The 19,074-nt window shown below is 66.0% G+C and carries 8 protein-coding genes and 3 pseudogenes; 3 read left to right on the plus strand and 8 right to left on the minus strand.

Going from position 1 to position 19,074, the window contains the following annotated elements; translation table 11 throughout:
• Nucleotides 1–5 precede the first annotated feature (5 nt).
• The 3 genes and pseudogenes from EDD92_RS00355 to EDD92_RS00365 all read right to left on the minus strand — a co-directional run bounded on the left by EDD92_RS00355 (nucleotide 6) and on the right by EDD92_RS00365 (nucleotide 6,259).
• Nucleotides 6–834 (minus strand): annotated as a pseudogene (locus tag EDD92_RS00355) (IS5 family transposase).
• A gap of 67 nt (nucleotides 835–901) precedes the next feature.
• Nucleotides 902–1,816, minus strand: coding sequence for a Ku protein (locus EDD92_RS00360; RefSeq protein WP_123962326.1), 915 nt, complete (start codon nucleotides 1,814–1,816; stop codon nucleotides 902–904).
• A gap of 231 nt (nucleotides 1,817–2,047) precedes the next feature.
• Entirely contained in the window at nucleotides 2,048–6,259 is a 4,212-nt protein-coding gene (locus EDD92_RS00365) for an NACHT domain-containing NTPase (RefSeq protein WP_185123877.1), read from the minus strand.
• 1,526 nt (nucleotides 6,260–7,785) lie between these two features.
• Between EDD92_RS00365 and EDD92_RS00375 the strand changes: the two are divergent.
• Together EDD92_RS00375 and EDD92_RS00380 are read left to right on the plus strand one after the other, a co-directional pair.
• Nucleotides 7,786–8,992 (plus strand): annotated as a pseudogene (locus EDD92_RS00375) (IS110 family transposase).
• Between the two features lie 98 nt (nucleotides 8,993–9,090).
• The gene (locus tag EDD92_RS00380) at nucleotides 9,091–9,525 is read left to right on the plus strand and encodes a hypothetical protein (RefSeq protein WP_123962329.1); all 435 of its coding nucleotides are present in this window, start codon (nucleotides 9,091–9,093) and stop codon (nucleotides 9,523–9,525) included.
• A gap of 186 nt (nucleotides 9,526–9,711) precedes the next feature.
• Here the strand turns inward: EDD92_RS00380 and EDD92_RS00385 are convergent, their stop codons facing one another.
• A complete protein-coding gene (locus EDD92_RS00385) occupies nucleotides 9,712–10,014 on the minus strand; it encodes a hypothetical protein (protein ID WP_123962330.1) in 303 nt (100 codons plus the stop codon).
• A 1,487-nt stretch (nucleotides 10,015–11,501) separates the two neighbouring features.
• A complete protein-coding gene (locus EDD92_RS00390) occupies nucleotides 11,502–11,957 on the minus strand; it encodes a PH domain-containing protein (protein ID WP_260326244.1) in 456 nt (151 codons plus the stop codon).
• A gap of 221 nt (nucleotides 11,958–12,178) precedes the next feature.
• Between EDD92_RS00390 and EDD92_RS00395 the strand changes: the two genes are divergently transcribed.
• The gene (locus tag EDD92_RS00395; protein ID WP_123962331.1) at nucleotides 12,179–12,862 is read left to right on the plus strand and encodes a hypothetical protein; all 684 of its coding nucleotides are present in this window, start codon (nucleotides 12,179–12,181) and stop codon (nucleotides 12,860–12,862) included.
• Here EDD92_RS00395 and EDD92_RS00400 read toward each other — a convergent pair.
• The 3 genes and pseudogenes from EDD92_RS00400 to EDD92_RS00410 form a co-directional block, all read right to left on the minus strand.
• Nucleotides 12,853–13,257, minus strand: a pseudogene (locus tag EDD92_RS00400) (transposase family protein); the annotation flags it as partial. The gene EDD92_RS00395 and the pseudogene EDD92_RS00400 overlap by 10 nt on opposite strands.
• 52 nt (nucleotides 13,258–13,309) lie before the next feature.
• On the minus strand, nucleotides 13,310–13,978 hold the full coding sequence (locus EDD92_RS00405; protein ID WP_123962332.1) for an HAD family phosphatase: 669 nt from the start codon (nucleotides 13,976–13,978) through the stop codon (nucleotides 13,310–13,312).
• A gap of 76 nt (nucleotides 13,979–14,054) precedes the next feature.
• Nucleotides 14,055–19,034, minus strand: a complete 4,980-nt coding sequence (locus EDD92_RS00410) for an ATP-binding protein (RefSeq protein ID WP_123962333.1) — start codon at nucleotides 19,032–19,034, stop codon at nucleotides 14,055–14,057.
• Nucleotides 19,035–19,074: the final 40 nt, after the last annotated feature.

The following is a 19,074-nucleotide window of genomic DNA, read 5'->3' on the forward strand; positions in this document are numbered from 1 at the left end:
TTTGGTCAGCGTCGGGTCCAGATGAGGATGCCCGCGAGGTGGAGTGCGGCCTGGTAGGCGATCGCGAGCTTGTCGGTTCGTGTGGCCAGGCCGCGCCACTGCTTGAGGCGGTTGATGCACCGTTCGACGGTGTTGCGCTGCTTGTACGCCTCGCTGTCGAAGCCGGGCGGGCGGCCACCGAGTCGCCCTCGCCGCAGGCGGTGGCCAACCTGGTCGGACGGCTGTGGGATGACCGCACGGATGCCCCGGCGCCGCAGGTGGCTGCGGATGGCACGTGAGGAATACCCGCGGTCGGGCAGAACGGTCAGGGGCCGGGTCCTGGGCCTCCCCGGGCCGGTGCGGGGCACGCGGATGCGGGACATCACCGTCTCGAAGGCGGGTGCGTCACCGGCCTGGCCTGCGGTGACAGTGAAGGCCAGGGGCCGTGCGCGGCCGTCAGCGGCCAGGTGGACCTTGGTGCTCAGCCCGCCGCGGGAGCGTCCGAGCGCGTGATCGGCTGGCTCTCCCGGGCGGGCCGCCCCTTTTTGCGTGCTCCGGCGGCGTGCTGGTGGGCCCGGACGACCGTGGAGTCCACCGACACCGTCCAGTCGAGGTCGTCATCGGTGTCCGCCGCCGCCAGGACGGCGGCGAGGATCATCTCCCAGGTGCCGTCGACGGCCCATCTGATCAGCCGCTTGTGAGCGGTCTGGAACGAGCCGAGCTCGTGGGGAAGGTCTCGCCAGGGCGAGTTGGTGCGGTACTTCCACGCGATGGCCTCAAGCGTGCGGCGGGGTCGGCCCATCGCCGCCCGCGGACCGGATCGGCCGGCATCAGCGGCTCGATCCGGTCCCACATCGCATCGGTGATCACTAATCGGACGGACACATCCGATCAATTGACCAACCCATCAAAGAGACACGCTCTAGGCGCTGCGCGGCCGGCGCGCTGTCTTCTTCGCGGCGGCCTTCTTCGTGGTTTTCGCCGCCGCCTTCTTCGCGGCCGTCTTCTTGGCGGCGGCCTTCTTCTTCGGCAGCTCGTGTACGTCGGCGTCCTCGCCGCGGGACGCCTTGGCCTGCTGGACGGACTCATTGAGGGCGGCCATGAGGTCGAGTACCTTGCCCGGCTCCTGCGGTTCCAGCACCTGCGGCAGCTCGCGGTGTTCCCGCTTCGCTTCAATGATCTTCGCCATGGCGTCGGTGTAGGCGTCCTCGAACTCCGGCCCCGTCAGATCGTCGCGGCTGAGTGTCTCCATCAGCGCGAGCGCGCCCTCAATCTCAGCATCCGACACCTCAGTCGGAGGAGGTAGCAGCTCGGCGGGATCGCGGATCTCGTCCGGCCAGCGCATCGCATGCAGCACGATCACGTCGTCCCTCACCCGGAGCAGGCCCAGCCGTTCCCGCCCGGACCAGGCGTACTTCGCCACAGCCACCTTCGACGACCGGCCCAACGCCTGCACCAGCAGTTTGTACGGTTTCGCCGCCACCTGGCCGTCCGGCGCCAGGTAGTAGCCCTCGCCGATCCGGATCGGGTCGATGCTGTCGAGTGGCACGAAAGCCTCGATCTCGATGGCCTTCGCCGTCGGCAGAGGGAGCTCCCGCAGATCGGCATCGCTGATGGCGACGACCTGATCCTTTTCGTACTCGTAGCCCTTGCCGATCTCCGACTGGGTGACCTCGCGATCCTCCAGCTCGCACACCTTCTTCACGCGCACCCGCCCCATGTCCTCCAGGTGGTACTGGTGAAAGCGGATCGAATGATCCTCGGTGGCACCCTGGACGTTGATCGGCACGGTGACCAGGCCGAAACTGATGGCGCCGGACCAGATCGTTCGGGGCATGGGTAACCTCCGCGACGAGCCCCGAGCACGATCAGCCTATTGGCCACGCTGTGGTGCAGCATCTGGGACACGGCTGCTGCACCATGTGACTACCGGGAAAAGCCCCGTTTTCGTGCGGGGTGGGCAGACGCCGTGGGCCTACTTCACCAAGACTCCCTTGCCGGCATCGCCATTTGACTAGCATCTGGAAGATTGTCCCTGCGTTTAGTAGGCTAGGGAAATTGGGGCAAATCAGTTGGGTGTCGATTCGTTTTCCACCTCAAGATCGGTGGTTTCATTAAGATAGGTGAGAACTTGTGTTGCGTAGGTGCGAACTTCTTCCCGCCCGTCATTTCTTGATAGCCTCATCAAAAAATCTGCCGTCTCCGGCTTTCGTGGCCATACGAGTGCCAGCAAGCGAATTGCTAGTCTTTGAGTCTCTTTCTCGGCCTTCTCTGCACATTGCGCTGCGCAAATCCACGCACTCTCATTCGGCCACCGTTGCGCCAGCATTTGTAGGGCAATGGCGCGGACCTCGTCGGGTGCGGCGGTATCATGGGCGATTTCGAGAATACTAGTGTGGCTTTCTCTATTGTCCGGCCACCACCACGCCAACAAGCGCATGGCCGCGGCGCGAGTGGATTCGGCAGTGGATGTGTCACGTGCAATGTTGAGGATGAAGTCATAGCTGTCGTCTCGGCCCGGCCACCACTCACCCAGCATCACCAGTGCGGAAGTGCGAACCTGATCGGGAGCGGCAGCATCGCGGGCAAGGCTAATCGCGAGGGCCCGTGCCTCGCCGCGGTCCGACCATTGATCCCCCAGGGTTGTGAGGGCGGTAGCACGGGCCTTGTCGGGAGCAGTGGTGTCACGGACAACACCGAGAACGGCGGTGCAGCCATCTTCGTTGATCGCCCCCGGGAGTGCCAGCATTCTTAGAGCGAATGAGCGGATCTCTTCAGGAGCATCGGGGTCGCAGGCAATACCGAGAATAGCGGTGCGGCTATCCTCGCTCTCCTCCCACCCTCGCCCAAGGGCGCTTAGCGCGGATGCGCGGACCTTTTCGGGGGCACCGGAGTCGCAGGCAATTTCGAGAATAGCGGTGCGGCTGTCCTCGTTTTCCTCCCACCACTGCCTAAGAACGGATAGAGCGTATACGCGGGTCGCTGCGGCGCTAGTAGCATCGCGGGCAACCTCAATCGTGAAGGTTTGATGGTCCGGGTTGTCTTTCGACTGAGTGCGCAATGCGATGAGAGCAGCGCTGCGACATCGTTCCGAGGCGGTGGTGTCGCGGGCGACATCGCGGATAATGGTGCGGCTGTCCTCGCTATCCCCCCACCACGACCCGAGAGCCCTGAGAGCGGTAGCGCGGACCTGGTCCGGGGCGGCGGGGTTGCGGGCGATGTCGGCTACAAGGGAGTGGGCCTCATCTGATGATCCTGGCCGTAAGGTTGACAGGGCGGTAGCGCGGACCTGGTCTGGGGCGGCGGGATCGCGGGCGACGTCAATTACGAGGGAGTGGGCCTCGTCTGACGACCCTGCCCGTACGGCTCCCAAGGCCGCAGCGCGGACCCTGTTGGGAGCGCCGGAGTTGAGGGCGACGTCGAAGATGATGGTGTAGCTGTCCTCCCTCTCCGGCCACTTTCGCCCAAGAGCCCTGAGGGCGGCGGCGCGGACCTCGTCGGGAGCTGTCGGGTTGCGGGCGACATCGAGGACGAAAGGATAAACTTCCTCATTTTCCGGCCACATTTGCGTAACTGTCTCTAGCGCACTAGCGCGAATATTTTCGGGAGTGTTTGTGTCGCGCAAAATATTGAAAATGACGGTGTAGCTGCCGTCCAGACCTGTTTCCCGCAATAGGTCAAGGATGTCGATACGGAGGTCTTCAGAGGCCGTGGTGTCACGAAGGATGCTTAGGGCGACATCCTGGATGGAGTCGTCGTGCCACCGTTCTCTCATCGCTTCAAGAGCGACAATGTTAGTCGCCCATGGGATGCGCGCTATTCGCTTCGCTTCCTGACTATTGCGACACATGAATACGGCGATCAATGCGTATTCTTCTGTATCAGGCTCCGTCGCAGTCTCTGCGTAATACCAACGTAGGAATCGCTCACGACCGGTCCAGGACCAAGGGAAAGTCGTCATCGCAGGCATGGCGCGGTCCAGACTCTGCCATGGGTAATAGTCCAGATGGGCGGTTAGAGCATCAATAACCGCGTCACTCTGGACAGCAAGTGATTCTTCTGGGTGCAGCGGTGGTCGAGACGGGACGCGGCCAATACGGTGAGATTCCGCAAGCACCCGGATGGCAAGTTCCAGGAACTGGGAGTCTGCATATGACAAGCCGTAAGCAGTAGTTGTGCGTTCGCGGTGCATGCTGAGCAGCCGTGCGATAAATGTGGCGTGCTCGGCTTCCGCCTGGCGACTGATTTGACCGACCACGAGCAGGATGACCTCATGCCAGGTGGGGTCAGTAGCTCGGTGGGCGAGCATGTCGATCAACTCGTTGGGAGTCCATTCGCGTGCGGTGTAGCGCTGGCTGAGATCTCGAGCGGCCAGGTACTCGAGGAAGGTTCTGTGTACGAAGCCGTACATGCCAGCACCGTACGGGTGGATGAGGAAGGCCCTTTCGTGCAGTCGCTCGACCATGGCGTTGGCAACGATGCGTGCGACGTGCTGGGGGTAGTTCATGTCAGTCACGTAGCTGGAGATCAATGCCGTCAGAGCGGTGCGCGAGATGAGAGTGCCGGTCTGTGCAATGCCGGCGCCCTCTTGGAGCTGGCGTGCGAGGCGTTCGAGGAGCTCTTGCAGGAGCCCGGCATCGAGCTCGTCGATGGCAGCGGCGACTTCGGGGTGACTTTGGCGGGGAAGCTGGAGGTGTTTCGCATCCCGGTCCCATCGGCCGGTTAGTACCTCGACAGCGCGCCGGTAGACCTCGCGACGGTCGCGGGGGATGCTGGCACCCAAACCGATGGATGCCAGGATGGTCAGCAGCAGAGGGTTGCCGGCCAGCTCGGCCACCGATGGGAACCCCCGTACTGCGCCAATGAGGCGTCCAGTCAGGCGAGAGACTTCGCCAGGATCGGCCGGATGCGCAGCCTGGTACCAACGCTGGATGAACGACTCAATCTGGCTCTGTGCGAGGTCTTCGAGCTTGGCCTTGCTGAAACCTGCAGCGGTGAACACACCCGGAGCGAAGCCGATGACACGCGAGGTCACCACCACTCGGACGTGGTCGTGAGCCTGAGCGAACGCGACGAGCTGCCTGGCCACCTCGGCACGCCTGCCGGGTTCGAAGATCTCGTCTAGGCCGTCGAAGACAACGACTACGGGCCGAAGCGTGTGGTTCAGTAGGTGTTCGAGGACGTTTCGGGGCAGGCACAACCGTTCGGTGGCGTTGAACTCCTCCCAGAAATCTTCCACCGTCCGCCCCTGCCAGCGGCTTCCGTCAGCTAGATGACGCAGCTCCAGGATCACCGGCACAGCCCCGGCGAGTTCCGTTAGCTCGTCGGGTACCGCTTCTAGGCCACCGGCGAGTGCCAGGGCCAGATATCGAGCGAACGTTGACTTGCCTGCTCCCGGATCCCCGAGCAGGACCAGGCGCCGTCCGTGCTGCGAAGCCACGGCTTCCAACACAGGCTGTGGCGGTCGCTCGGTGCGCGTCTTACGCCACTTGTCGACGTCCTCCCGACGTAGTCCCGGAGGCAGATCCTCCTCGGTCAGTTCGCCCCGTTCAACCAACTCTCGCCACATTCGGGCTGGCAGATCCGGACGCGGTGGGTCCCACGCCACAAGAGGTGCCTCGAAAACCTGACGCAGCCTGATCGCAGGCTGCTCACCGGCTCGCTCCTCCGGGCCGAGAACATCTAGGTTCAGCCGTCCGTAGTTCTGCACCAGACGTTCCCAGTAGCGGGCCACTGCCGCATCCACCTCGGCTTCGATCCCGGGTGCGGCTGGGCTGCGGCGACGGGCGTTCGTGGTTTCCTGGTGCGCTGCCTCCAGCAACTGTTTCCAGTCCCGGCAGTCTGCGCTCGCCATCCAAGCCTGGCGGATCGTGCCATCGGCCGCCAACGTCGTGGCACCCATCCAGGACATCCAGACGGCGACTACTGCCACTACTTGGTCGAAACTGTCTGTGCGGGGTGCACTGAAATCCTCCAGGTGCTTCGGTGCCCACCGACTGGCCACCTTCCCTTCGAATGAGGACGTGCCTGGCAGGGCTGTTGCACGCACCTGCTTTGCGAGTGCTCCCTGCAGACCTTCCGGGCTGCCCTCAGACCGGCGCGCGGCTTCCGCATCGATACGCAGCTTCCGCAGCCGACGATAGAGCGTTGCGCGGTGAACTCCCATTGCTTCCCCGTCCCCTCCGCGGCCACGGCCGTCGCCCTGCTCGCCTTGGGCTGCCTGGAACGGGTGAATCAGGCAGCCGGACGGCACGGGCTGGACCAGCAGGTTAGTGCGCAACCTGCCCCACGCACCTGGCACTTAGCACAACTGCACCCGTCGCGAGCGACATTCGAATCACCGCCGGGCCCGGCGCATCGCAGTCGATTCGTAAGCGAGGGAAACTATGGCGATCCGCCGCCGCAAGCCAGTGAGTACATCGCCCGCCGGCCCTGGACCGGCTCAGGGCAGCGAGCCTCAGGTGACCGAGCCGCCGCAGTCACTGTGGCACGAGGTCAGCCGCCACGCTCTGATCAGTCTTGCAGGCTCCAGTGGAGCCGCCGCAGTCGCGATCCTGGAGTGGTTTCTCCGGCTCCACTGACCTCAAACCAATGCCGGGCCTGGGCCTGGCGCCCTGTTCAGCCTTGAAATCATCTCGGCTGGACAGGGCGAGGAAGTGGTGAACAGATCAACGCTCTGATCGAGCGGATACCGCAGACGGCGGCCAGAGGACGCACCCACAGTAAATCGGTGGCTGAGGCTCAGCTGCGGAAGCAATGACTTCTGAGGCCGTCTGGGCCATGTGTGGGCCAGAACCGTCAAGGCGCATCTCGCGTGCCCTTGCTTTGCAGGTCAGGCAGTGCATGCCCCGTGATTGTCCGTCGGTCTTGAAAGCCGTTGCGGGTCCGGGTGCGGCAGGAATTTCCCTGCTTCGTCAAGGCTCGCTGCGCTCGCTCGACCGGTGGCTGACTGCGCTTGTCGATCCTCGGGCCGCACACTCCGCTCAAGCGCATCAACGGCCGCTCTGGCCCGCACACCACCGCCACCACGATTCGACCTCAGGGATGGAAAAGATCAACAACAGCTAGACCCCAACGCCCCCGTTTTAGGGGCCACACGCGCACCCCTTTCCACCCGGTAGCCCCCAAGGGGTCGGAGCAAGTCCGAGGGCCGCGCCAAGCGCGGCGGCGCCGGTCGGTCGCCGCCGCGCCGCCTCCATGTCTCCGCCACCGGCGCACGCCGCCGCCCGCCCGTCGCCGCACGCAGCGGCCAATTCCAACACGGGCACGGGGGGCGAACGGTGATCCCTAACGGTGCAGGTCAAAGACGCTTTGTGTTACCGAAAGAGGCCGGGTCGTGGTGGCGGCGGCATACGGGCCGACGCTGCCAGATACGCGGGCGTTGGAACGGCCCGCCGATCCCGCACCAGGCCACCGGCCGGACGGCGGACGCGGCCACGAGGACGGGGAAACCCGCTGTGGCTGGGGCGGTCGGCTCCGCGACTTTAGCCAGCCACTTTGGCGCGAGCCTCGAAGATCATGGCCCCAACGTCGTGCTTTAACGGGCAGGTCCACAGACTGCCCGACGCGCCTCGCGCCAAAGCAGCTCCCGGCCAAAGTCGCTCCGTAAGTTGTTTGGCGGTCCGGAAGAGTGGGGTGTGGCTCTAAAGTCGCTTGCCCCCGGTGGCTCCGGTGGAGTGGCCGCCCCGCTCTTCTGGACGCCCAGGCCGCTGATTGAGATGTGCGAATCGGTCGCTGTTTACGGAGCTGACGGCGGGGTGTCCTCGGACCAACAGCACGCTGTCCGAAGCCCGAGGAGACCGCCACATGACCACACAGACGCCCCGTTTATGGGTCGGTATCGACGCCAGCAAGGCCCACCACTGGTGGGTCGCCATCGATGACACCGGCACCACCGTCTGGAGCCGGAAAGTCAGCAACGACGAGGCCGTCATCCTGGTCGGCCTGAGCGAGGTCCTCGCACTGGCCAGCGAAGTTCGCTGGGCAGTTGATCTCACCGGCACCGCCCGCCCTGCTGTTGGCCCTGCTCGCCGACCACGGCCAACAGGTCGCCTACGTGCCCGGCCGGACGGTCAACCGCATGTCCGGCGCCTACCGCGGTGAGGCCAAGACCGACGCCCGCGACGCCTACGTCATCGCCGACACCGCCCGCCTGCGGCGGGACTTCGCCACCGTCGAGGTGCCCTCCAAACTTGCCGCCGACCTGGCCCTGCTCACGACCCACCGCAGCGACCTGATCGCCGACCGGCTGCTCAACCGCCTCCACGATGTGCTCACCGGCATCAGCCCCGCCCTGGAAGCAGCCTTCGACTACGCCGACCACAGGGGCGCCCTGGTCCTGCTCACCGGCTACCAGACCCCTGCCGCCCTACGCCGCTGCGGCCAGACCCGCCTGACCCGCTGGCTCGCCGCCCGAGGCGTGCGCCACCCCGAAACGGTCGCCACCACCGCCCTCACCACCGCGCACGCCCAGCACATCCAGCTGCCCGGACAGGACACGGCCGCGGGCATCACCGCAAACCTCGCCACGCAGATACTGACCCTGGACGAACGGCTCAAGCAGCTCGACCGGCAGATCAGCGACGCCTTCCACACCCACCCGCAGGCCGCCGTCATCGAGTCGATGCCCGGTATCGGCCCTATCCTGGGCGCCGAATTCCTTGCAGCCGTAGGCGACCTGGCCGCCTACCCGGACGCTGGGCACCTCGCCTCCGCCGCCGGCCTGGTCCCCGTCGCCAAAGACTCCGGACGCCGCACCGGCAACCTCCACCGGCCCCAGCGCTACAGCCGCCGCCTGCGACGCGTGTTCTACCTCTCCGCGCAGACCAGCATCATCCGCGACGGCCCCAACCGCACCTACTACCTGAAGAAACGAGCCCAGGGCCACAAACACATCCCCGCAGTCATCGCCCTCGCCCGCCGCCGCGTCGACGTCCTCTGGGCCCTGCTCCGCGACAACCGCCCCTTCACCACGAGCCCACCAGCAAGGAAGCGCACCACCACAGCAGCTTGACCCGGTCGTAAGGACACCGCCGACCGCGATCGCAGGCGCGGCGTGCATGATGACGCAGTGGAAACAGCTTCCGGTCAAGCTCGGACGACGGGGGAATCGTGGCCTACCAACTCAGCTTCTTCTGCCGCTCCGGAGAAGACAGAGGCGACGAGGCGCTTGATCGCCTGCTGGACTACCTCCTGGAGAGCGGCGACCGTCTGGTGGGCGAGTGGTTGGGGCCGTTCGAGGATTCGGTGGCCGCGTTCCGGCTCGGTACTGGTGGCAGCGACAGCGACAGGCCAGTCGCGGACTTGTTGACGCTGGAAGTACACGTGGGCGTAGCAGAGATCGCAGAGTCTGTGATCGCTGCATCGCCCAATGACGAGCGGGGCATCTGGGGATGCGACCTGCTAGCCACCGTCACCCTCAGCGGGGACAACCCCGACTGGGCTCTGGTGGACAGCATTTGGGCCGCCGTGGTGAGCCTGTGGGGGGCAGTTCCGTGGGACGAGTCCTCCGGGTTCGAGATCGCTGCCAGGACACCGCAGCTCTGAGCTCTGACCAAGATCCCGGCCAGGTGCGGCGCAGATCAGCGACGCCGCAGGCCAGACGCCATCCGCGTCCGCGACCTCCAGACTGGTGCTGAAGCACCCGGCCAACGGCGCTTGACTGGGTCATTAAGACTCCACCGACCGCGCGCGCAACCGCCCGTTCAGAAGCATGTCGTGTCCGACAGACGGTCAGACCGGAGTGGGGCACCACCAGTGGGCGATGCTGCCGGGGTTGTTCATGTCCATTGTCGTTCCGCTCAGAATGTGATCGATCGGATTGAGAGTGCCCTCGTAGCGTCCCCGCGAACCACCCCAGTTGATGATGAAGACGACCGAATCGCCAACTACCCTGCTCCCGTCTTCAATGGTCCCCTGCATGCCGCCGTTCGTGGTCGCTGTGCCGGATAGCTTGCCCGAGGCGTCTTGTGAGCATTTGAGATCAACACCGAACCCGTTGCTTTGATCAAATTGGATGCCACTGCCGATGTACATGACAGCCTCTTTCCTGGGATGCAGACTTTGGGGAGGGCGTACGGTTGCGTTCTCGGATTTGACCCGGAGTGCCGACCGCCAGTACTTCCGATCTCAGACTTCCTTCTTTGGGAGCGGTCTTTGCACCAGTTGGGCGAGTCGACGTGGAGTAGCGGGTCCGCGCTGCTCACGTTCCCTGTTTCGGTGCCTTCAGCCACATCCGCCGGGTCGCCTCCGGGTCCTCCAAGGGCCCTCCTGATCAGGTCGGGAAACCTCAGGACTTCTCTGCCTGTAGTTCGCATCGAGCGGCACGCAGGCATGGCGATGACGTGACTTGGCCACTAGTGCTCTGTCGACCGAGGGGGAGGGTTCAGGTCTCTTCTGCGATCCAACCGAGCCGGAAAGGCCCTGCCGCCCCCGCCGCGAAGAGCAGTGTCTCCGTCCCTTCCTGCCCCACGGTGGCAACACTGACTGGCCCAGCGCCGAACGCCTTCAGGGCGTCACCAGCGCTCTTCCATAGCTCGTCCTTGGACGCCTCGGGGAAGGGCCGGAAGCTAGGTGCGTTTCCCCACATGGGCACGGCCCCGATGCGCAGTACAGGACGCCACTCACCACTCACAAGGAGTTCTAGTCTCACGTTCATACTGGTCAGCATCGACACAGCCACGGTGATCCGCATCTCTCTGGGCCGTCTCTGGGCCGTCCGAGGACCATCGACGACGACCAATGGCCACCAACGACCACAGGTGTCCCGGTCGACAGCCGCAGGTCACACGATTCGATCTGCGACACTGGTACAGCCATGCCTAAGCCCGGTCAACTGTTGTCGACCGAGATGTCCGAGCGCATGGCACCTCTGGTCTCCAGCCGCAGCTCCAGGTACCTGCGTGTCAGTTCCTCGAGCTCATCACTGTCAAGACGCGCCCCCGCGCTCACGGCATCGCGCATCATTCGCACTGCTCGACTACATTCCTCAGCCGGACGAACGACGGAGTGCGGCGCGACAAGCTCCAACTCATGACGTGACGCGTAGCAGTGGGTGTAGGCCGACCGCGTCAGCCGGTACCGCTCGTCCGCATCAAGGCCAGGCATGGCGGCAATGTTCCGCAGGTCGCTGCCAGCTTGGGCATGAGCCGCGAGGAACCTTGAGTAGAGCTCCCGCCGTGTCCTATGCCACTCAGACACCGTCTCTCGCCGCGCCCTTCGGTGCTCCACGAGAAGGGCCGATCCCAGGGCAATCACGCCACCAGCAAGTGTTGCAAGTAGTGATATCCAGGCCACTTCGGAACGGTACAAGCGTCGAACGCGGGTGCCCAGTGGGCAAATGCGGTAGCGCCGCCGAGCCGTGCTCAGATCGAGAGGTCAGCGGCGCGCCCTGCGACCGTGCCACTCTCGTGCCAGAACGCGCGGGGACTCGCGGGGAATCGGGGCACGAAGCGGTCAGTACTGCCGCGCCGCGCGAAGCCGGGGAACCCGCAGCTCGCGCCCGTCATCGCCCAACCTCGCTCCTAAAGCGGCTGTCCGTTGCGGAGTTGGGAGTTGGCGATCCGCTGGACGTCCGCGAACCGCTCATCCTGCCGAGTCCCAGCGGCCATGTCGCTCAGGGTAAAAGCCGTGTACTTGAACCCGTCCGTGGTGTGGAACTGCGCACCCCAGTTGCCGAGACTCACCGCGCTTACATGCGACCATGGCAGACGTTGGGTGCCCCACGGGTTCACCATGACGATCACGTCCGTGGTGAGTTCCAGACGTACCCGCAGCAGTCTCCACCAGGAGAAGAGGCCGAGTCCCAGCGCGAACGCAGTCGCGATCCCCGCTGAGTTTTGCGCATCTGGATGGGAGAGAGCGCTCAGCCAGGCCGACAACGCCCCGCACGCAGGAACGGCAGCCAGCAGGTACCCCGCGACCCGACCAGACCGGCTCACCCGCCAGACACCGATGACGTCATCCCGCCCTTTGTCCACAGCGTGAATGATCCCCGCTCGGACCTCAACGCGGAACCATCGTGCGCGGCAGCAGCAAGCATGACGTCTGTCGAATACGTGTCGAAGTCATGGAGCGCTGGGTGCCGGTGCCGGTCAGCGCTGTGCCGGGGGTCGCGCCGAGGGCGGCGCGGGCCAGGTCCGACAGCAGGTCGGTGGAGAGCGACAGGGTGTCCGCGGGTTCCAGGCCGAGACGGTCGAGGGTGACGGCGCTGCCCCGCTGGTGGGCCGACTGGACCGCCGCCAAGAACGCCGGCCTCGGCGTCGAGATCCCGTTCCCCGCCGGCCGCTCCCCGGACGACCTGCGCACCCTCTACGTCATCGAGCACGTCCTGCTCGGCCTGGACGAGTACAGCGACGTCCTCTGGGCCGTCGAGCAGCAAGTCGCCGGGCACACTCTCGCCAGCCCCGAACGCACTCCGGCACAGGAGGCCGCCAACCCGACGTTCGCGCTGCCCGACCGGAGCGGCGAACCCGGCGACCGCCAGTGGTTCACGTACGTGCCCGGCCGCGGACAGTCCGCGTACTGGCACCCGTACGAGATCGACGACCTGCCGGGGGCCGACGGGGTTCCGCGGCGCCGCTTCGTCCAACGCAGAATGGCTGATCTCTCCCGTACCCAACCCGAGTTGCTGCCCGCGCCGACCGCGGAACTACTGCGGGTGCGCGGGGGCGCGACCGAGGTCGTCCACGAGATCGCGCCGGCTACGCTGCCGTCCATCGGCGTCGTCCTGGAACGCCGCTACCACTTCGCCCGCGACGTCCTCGGCCGCCCCCTGCTCTGGCGCTCCCGCCGCCGCACCCCCTCCCTCAACCCGCCCGGCACCACCATGCGCTTCGACGTCCTGGCCGACGGCCGCGCCCCCGCACCCACACCGACCCCCTGACCTCGCGAGCCGAAGCGGTAGTTTTTGGACCGCTCGGCGATGGAATGGTCGCGGGTGGGCACCAGAGTGCCGTCCACGATCAGCACAGCATCCTGGCGGAACCGCTGTCGGGGCTGGAGCGCGAGCAGCGGGCCGAGGTGGTCAATGATGCGAGCGGCAGTGGATTTCGAGACTCCGAACAGTGGCGCGAGCTGGCGCATCGTCAAGTTCGTGCGCCAGTAGACCGTCACCAACAAGACGCGGTCTTCCAGTGAGAGGCTCCACGGGCGTCCCCGTCGTACTTCACCAGCACCTTGGCGGCGTACAGAGGTCACCAACTTGCCGAAGCAGCGCGGGCTCAGCCCGGCGAACGGCACTATCCAAGACGGCTCCAACGCCGTGATCACACCAGCCAGGTCAAGATCGTTTCACTGTGACGAGTGCCCGCCGGACCTACCAACGGCGCGCTCAGACCGTGGGGTCCCGGTGCGAGCCCGTCGTGAAGGCGAGGATGTCGGGCACCGCCTCGTGCAGACTCGTGAAATGGCGGTGCACGCCGTCCACCGGGACCGGGGTGCTGACTCCCCACACCGTCATGCCGGCCCGCAGCCCGGACTCGACTCCGGATGGCGCGTCCTCAATGACCAGGCATTCCTCCGGCTTGGCACCAAGTCGTTCGGCGGCCAACAGGTAGGGAACTGGTGATGGCTTGCCTTCCGCGACTGCGGCTGCATCCACGAGCACGTCCGGAACCGATAGCCCGGTCCGGGCAAACCGCCCGCGCACCCGGTGCTCGTAGTTCGAAGTCACCAGCGCCCAGCAACCCGAAGGCAGGCCGGGCAGCAACCCGGATGCACCGTCGAAAGCGGCATAGACACCGGACCGGACATCCTCGTCCTCAAGTTCATGCAACGCGGCCAGACACTCCCGCGGGTCTTGCTCCGGGGCCACCGCCGCGAAGGTCTCCATAGGCCGCGTTCGCAGCGCCACTTGGTAGACCGCGACAGGATCGAGTCCGTAGCGCGCCGCCCATGTCTCCCAGACTTGGCGCTGGTTGGCCACCGCGTCGATCAACGTCCCGTCGACATCAAAGAGGACATACTTCGCGGAACCGGGCTGGGCATGTTCGCTGGTCACGCCGAGATCATGCCATCAGCCCATCAAGCTGGCCGTTGCGGGACAGTCCTTAATCGACTCATTCCCGCGCGCAGAGTTATTCGTCGATGCGCTGCAGGTCGACGGCGCTGCTGTCGCCGGCTGCGGCGAGGGCGTCGACGATGCGGCGCCACTGGCTCTCCGTGGTTGCGTCAGGAGGTCGCGTCTCGCGGAGTTCGGTCAACCAATGGGTCACGAACCAGCACCGGTTGGCGAATCTGTCGTAATGGCCGTCGATGAGGCTTTCCAGCCACGTTAGGCCTGTGGTGCACTGCCATGCTTGGGGGGCGGTGCGGGCGAACTGGGCCAGTGCGTCAGCAGCTTTGGGTTCGCCGTGAGCCAATGTGATCCAGCGTTGCGCCAGTCCGTCCAGGGCGTCGGGGGCAAGCCAGCCGCGGCGTGCCTGGTTGAGGGTGGCATCTGGATTGGTATCCGCTGTGCGCACCTGCGGAGTCGGCAGAAGCGCGGCAATGGCGTAGTCAGTCCAGCTGCCGTTTCCCTTCAGGTCGGCGCCCGCGTCGATGGCGTCAAGCGTGGTCTTGAGAACCAGGGGCCACACGTTCGGAAGACAATTCCGCAGCTGGGGGTCGTAGGTAAACAGAATGGTGAAGTCGTGGAGCAGTCTCTGCAGCGCGTTGGCATTGGCGGCGAAGGTGCGCAGATGTGCGGTGAGCGGTTCCGGTTCACCATGGGCGGTAAGGCTGATCAGGACACGGGCCACGAGTTCACGCTGAGGATCTTGGTATCCGCTGTAATCCTTGGCCCCCCAATGGTCTGTGCCGATCCGCTGCGCATCCAGCAGTGCGGTCAGCAGTTCGGCCGCCTGCGAGGTCAGGCAGGTGGCCTTCCGGGCAGCGGCAGTACATGCGATGGGCATCGCGAGCCGGTTCACCAGCAGCTCGGCGGCGGGGACGGCGGGCAGGGTTTCCGTGTAGGGAGGGGGCAGCGGCTGCGGGCGTCGGCGCTGGGTCTGCAGGTCCCAGGGGCCGAGGCGGCAGTCACCGAGCCCTGCCTGGACAGCGACCCACAGAGGCTTGTGCCGCTGGCAGAGTGCGTCGTCGTGGGCTGCGGCGCAAGGAGCGTCCCATGCAGGAGCGCAGCCGGTGACGAAGGCGGTGCGGACTTCGTCGGACCGGCTGGTCGCCAGCGCGATGGCTGTCTCCTCGATGCGAACTGGGTCGATGCCCAAGTGGTCGAACGGGGCGAGTAGCAGGGAGGGGATGGCCCGGGCGGCCGAGCGGTCGGCTGCCATCGGATACACCGTCACGTCATAGTCCGTGCGGCTGGTGTCCGGGTCCGCCGCGATGACGCTGAAAAGAGTCTCTGCCGCCCAGTACAGGTCATCGTCCGGGATCACAAGGAGTCCGCGAGCGTGGCTGGTGACGGCAGCTGCCGCGACAGCGGCCACGGGGTCGGCAGGGTGGAGGGGGCCGCTGGTGGGTGGATCGGCAGCGAACCGCTGTGCCAGCGCGAGGTCGACCAGAAGGGCGTCGGCAGGCCATCCGTCCGGGTGGTCCTCGTCATGGGTGTAGGTCAGTTCCAGACGCAGGGCCTCGCTGCTGGCGACAAGGTCAGCGGCCGAGGAAGCGAGTGCTTCCGCAACAGGGGCGGGGGCTTGATACTCCCAGGTGATGGCGCCGTCCGTTTCCCGGTGAATGCGGTAGTTCTCGGGCCGGAACGCCGACGCCCACTGCTGGACCACTGCCAGCGCTTCATCGGGTACTTCGTCGGGCGCCTCGTCGAGTTCTGTGCGCGCGTTGTCCAGCAGTCGGTCGGCGATCTCGCCCAATGCGTCAAGTCGGGCCTGGTCACCTGCAATCACGGCACGCAGCGTCATCTCCGCAGCCGCCTGGCGAAGCGTGAGCCGGCGCCGGTCGCTTCCGGCGGCGTCATCGGCTGCCGCTCCGCGGACGTGGAAGCGGCCCTCTGCGCTGACTCGCCCGAATTCCAGACCCCACACATCCGGTGACGTGAGCCAGGGATCGAGCAGGTCCGGGGCGGCTTCGAGATGGCGGATCAGCAGGCCGACGACGAGCCCTTGCATGGCGAGGTTGCGGCAGTTGCGCAGCAGCAGCTCCACCACTGTCTTTAGGGGGATGTTCAGGTTGCTGATGAGCTGGTCAGCAAACCGTTCGACGGCCAGCAGCGCGCTCATGCAGGGGTAGGGACCGACGGTGGAGCCTCGGTACCAGCCCCACACGTGGTCATCTCCGACGTAGTGCCGAGGGCCGATGCCAGGAATGTCGAGGTCGACGCCTTCCAGATCGTCGTGTTCGTCGCCGGCGCCTCCGCCGCGCCGTTGCATGGTCCTCACCCGGGTTGCCGCGGCATGGTCGAGCATCCGGTTGATCATGTCGAACGTTTCGGCGGGCAGCTTGCGCAGCAGTGGGAAGAACGGGCCGTAGTGCCACGCCGCGAATGGGGGGCCGAAGCCTCCCCTTCCGTGCTGGAGGTCGCGGATGCCCCTGTCGAGCCCCCAGTCGCCCCTGCCCGGGCGAGGGCGCTCGATGTAGTAGGCCTCTGTGAGGTCAAGGAGCAGCTGCGGGCGTGTTCGGGCCATGCTGAAGGCAGCGCCGAATGATTCGACAACCGGTCGCAGCCGTGAGGGGCTCTGCTCCGCCAGGTCCCGCAGCCACCGTTCGGTGCGGTCGTCGGTGTCCGGGCCGAGCGTGGCCAGTGCTTCGACGACGAACTCGTCGTTGGGGTCTGGGTGTGTGGAGTGGATGCGATCGCGGACCTGCTGCCGCAGCGGTGTGGGACCGTGGGCGTCGAGGGCCATGCTGCGCAGCCATGCCAGCACGAGTTTGCGAATGGTCGCCCCGACGCCCTGGTAGGTATAGCGGTCGTCCTGTCCGAGGTCACGGTCGCTGCAGTAGGTGACGGCGATGACGGGGGCGAGGGCGAAGGGGTCCGCAGCAGGTCCCGCGGCGTAGCGCAGCTCCGCCAGGCGAAGCAGCGTCTTCACCCCCTGGTGGTCATCGGCGGTGAGTTCATCCCAGACGTCCTCGATCGCGTCTTGAGCTTCGTCGAGGGTCAGCAGCGCTTCGATGGGGATTTCTGCCCACCGCTCTCCCCCGGCCTCGCTGACCTCGTTGAACTCGCGGCGCAGCATGTGCCAATGGGCGGCCCTGTCTGCGGTGAGCAGTTTGGCCTGGCAGGCGAGCCGGACCGCGCGGATGGTCCATCGAGGCGCGCCGGCCGTCCGCAGGGGCTCCCAGCCTTCGGTGAGGAACAGCCGGCACAGGGCAAAGTCTCGGATCAAATCGGTGGCGAACTCGTCGCCTGCGGCGAGTGCGGGGTTGGCTGGCGCGCGCAGGACCGCGTCGGAGCGCAACTGGGCCCATACGCCACCGCCTGGAGCCGCTGCCGCAGGTGTTTTGAGTGCGCGACGTGCGACCGCGAGCACAGCCTGTTCCCGGTCGTCGGGCGCTGCACGTCCGGGCTCCTGCAGCTCGTCGTGACGGATGAGACCGTTCCACACTGCCGCGAACACATCGGCCTCGGAAAGCAGTTCGGTCGTCTGCGCGATGCTGCCCGCGCGCAGCAGAACGTCCACCAGGCCCGGCCGTCCTACTAGCCACTCAGCCCGGGCGTCGGAACTCAGACGGATCAAACTCTGGAAAGTGTCAACGAGTTGGCGGCGCTCTGCTGGAGACAGTCGGGTCACGACGTGTTCAGCCACCGCTGCGCTGGCGCCCGCCAGTCCTACGGCCCTCTGCAGCACCTCCTGCACCCGGGTCGCTCCGTCGGTCCGAGTGACCGCAACTACCCCCAGGCCGGCAGCGATGGCAGCCCTGGCCAGTTCCCGGAGGAGGTCCCGGCGTCCTTCAAGGACAGCTTCCGCGCCGTCGATGACGAGCAGCCGTAGCGAGCGGATCTCACCCGCCGCGAACACATCCTCCAGCGGCCGGCCTCCCAGCAGACGTTCGGCTTCGGCAGCGGAAAACGGAAGGTCACGAAGGCTGAGCGAGACGACCGCCGCGCCCTGGTCCGCGAGTTGCTCGGCGGCGCGGAGGGTGAGCGCAGACTTCCCGACGTCGGGTTCTCCCGTCACCACCAGTGCGCCGCCCGTCGTGCCGGCCTGCGACATGGCATCGACGAGCCGGGCTCGTTCCTCGGCCCGGTCCAGTTCCAGGTGCACCTCACCGGCCGACAGGTCCGGGCGGATTCCTTCACGCAATCGACGGGTCAGCCCGTCCAGGACGGACCAGGCATCGTGGTAGGACGCAGACCTCTGCAGCGGATATCCGCTCAGCACGCGGCGCACCATGGCCTGGTCGACTCGGGCGGCGGATGATGCCCAGGCGCCAGCCTGTTCGACCAGCGCACCGTACGCCTTACTCGCGGTGTCTGCCGCTTCACCAGCCATCAGCCGCTGCAGGGCGTGGACACTCACGGTGCGGTCTGATTCGTCGGCGCCTTCGAGTCGCAGCTGCCTGATCCGCAAGGCCGACAGCCAACGCCACGTCAGCTCCTCAGCGCCGACATGGGAAAGCGCGGGGTCATCCTTGGAGGCTGCCACCACGAGGGCGTCCAAGTGCCCCAGGCGGCTTCGTTGTGCTGCGTTCGTCGCCTTCGGACGGCCGATGGCTTCACGGAACTCCACACTCGAACGCACAGACTGCGCGATCTTCGCCAGAGCGGCCGTCTGCTGCACTTGGGTACTCGAGACCCCCACAGCGAGCGCGACCCTCCAGCGGCCCGCCATCACCTCATCCCAATTGCCCACCACGGTATGCAGGAACGCCTTCACCAAGGGCACCGAACTCGTATCGCTCGTGACGAGCACCGGATCCCTGCGCACGCCGATCGACACCCGCCGCGTGCGGCCGTCAGCCGTACGGCCCTCCACCACGACATCATCAATCGGACTCACGTCACTGGCCTGCAGACGCACCGCCAAGGGCGTGACATCATCACCGAGCTCACTGACCGGGCTATCCGTCACCAGAGCAGCTAGCAGCGTCGCCGCGTAGCGGTGCTCCAGCCGGAAGCCACCGCCACCGGTCGAATAGGGCGAAGCAGGATCAGCCGTCACACCCCCACCATACGATCACCTCACGGAACCATGCGGAGCC

This window comes from Streptomyces sp. TLI_185 (genome assembly GCF_003814765.1).
In the GTDB taxonomy this organism is placed as follows: domain Bacteria; phylum Actinomycetota; class Actinomycetes; order Streptomycetales; family Streptomycetaceae; genus Streptomyces.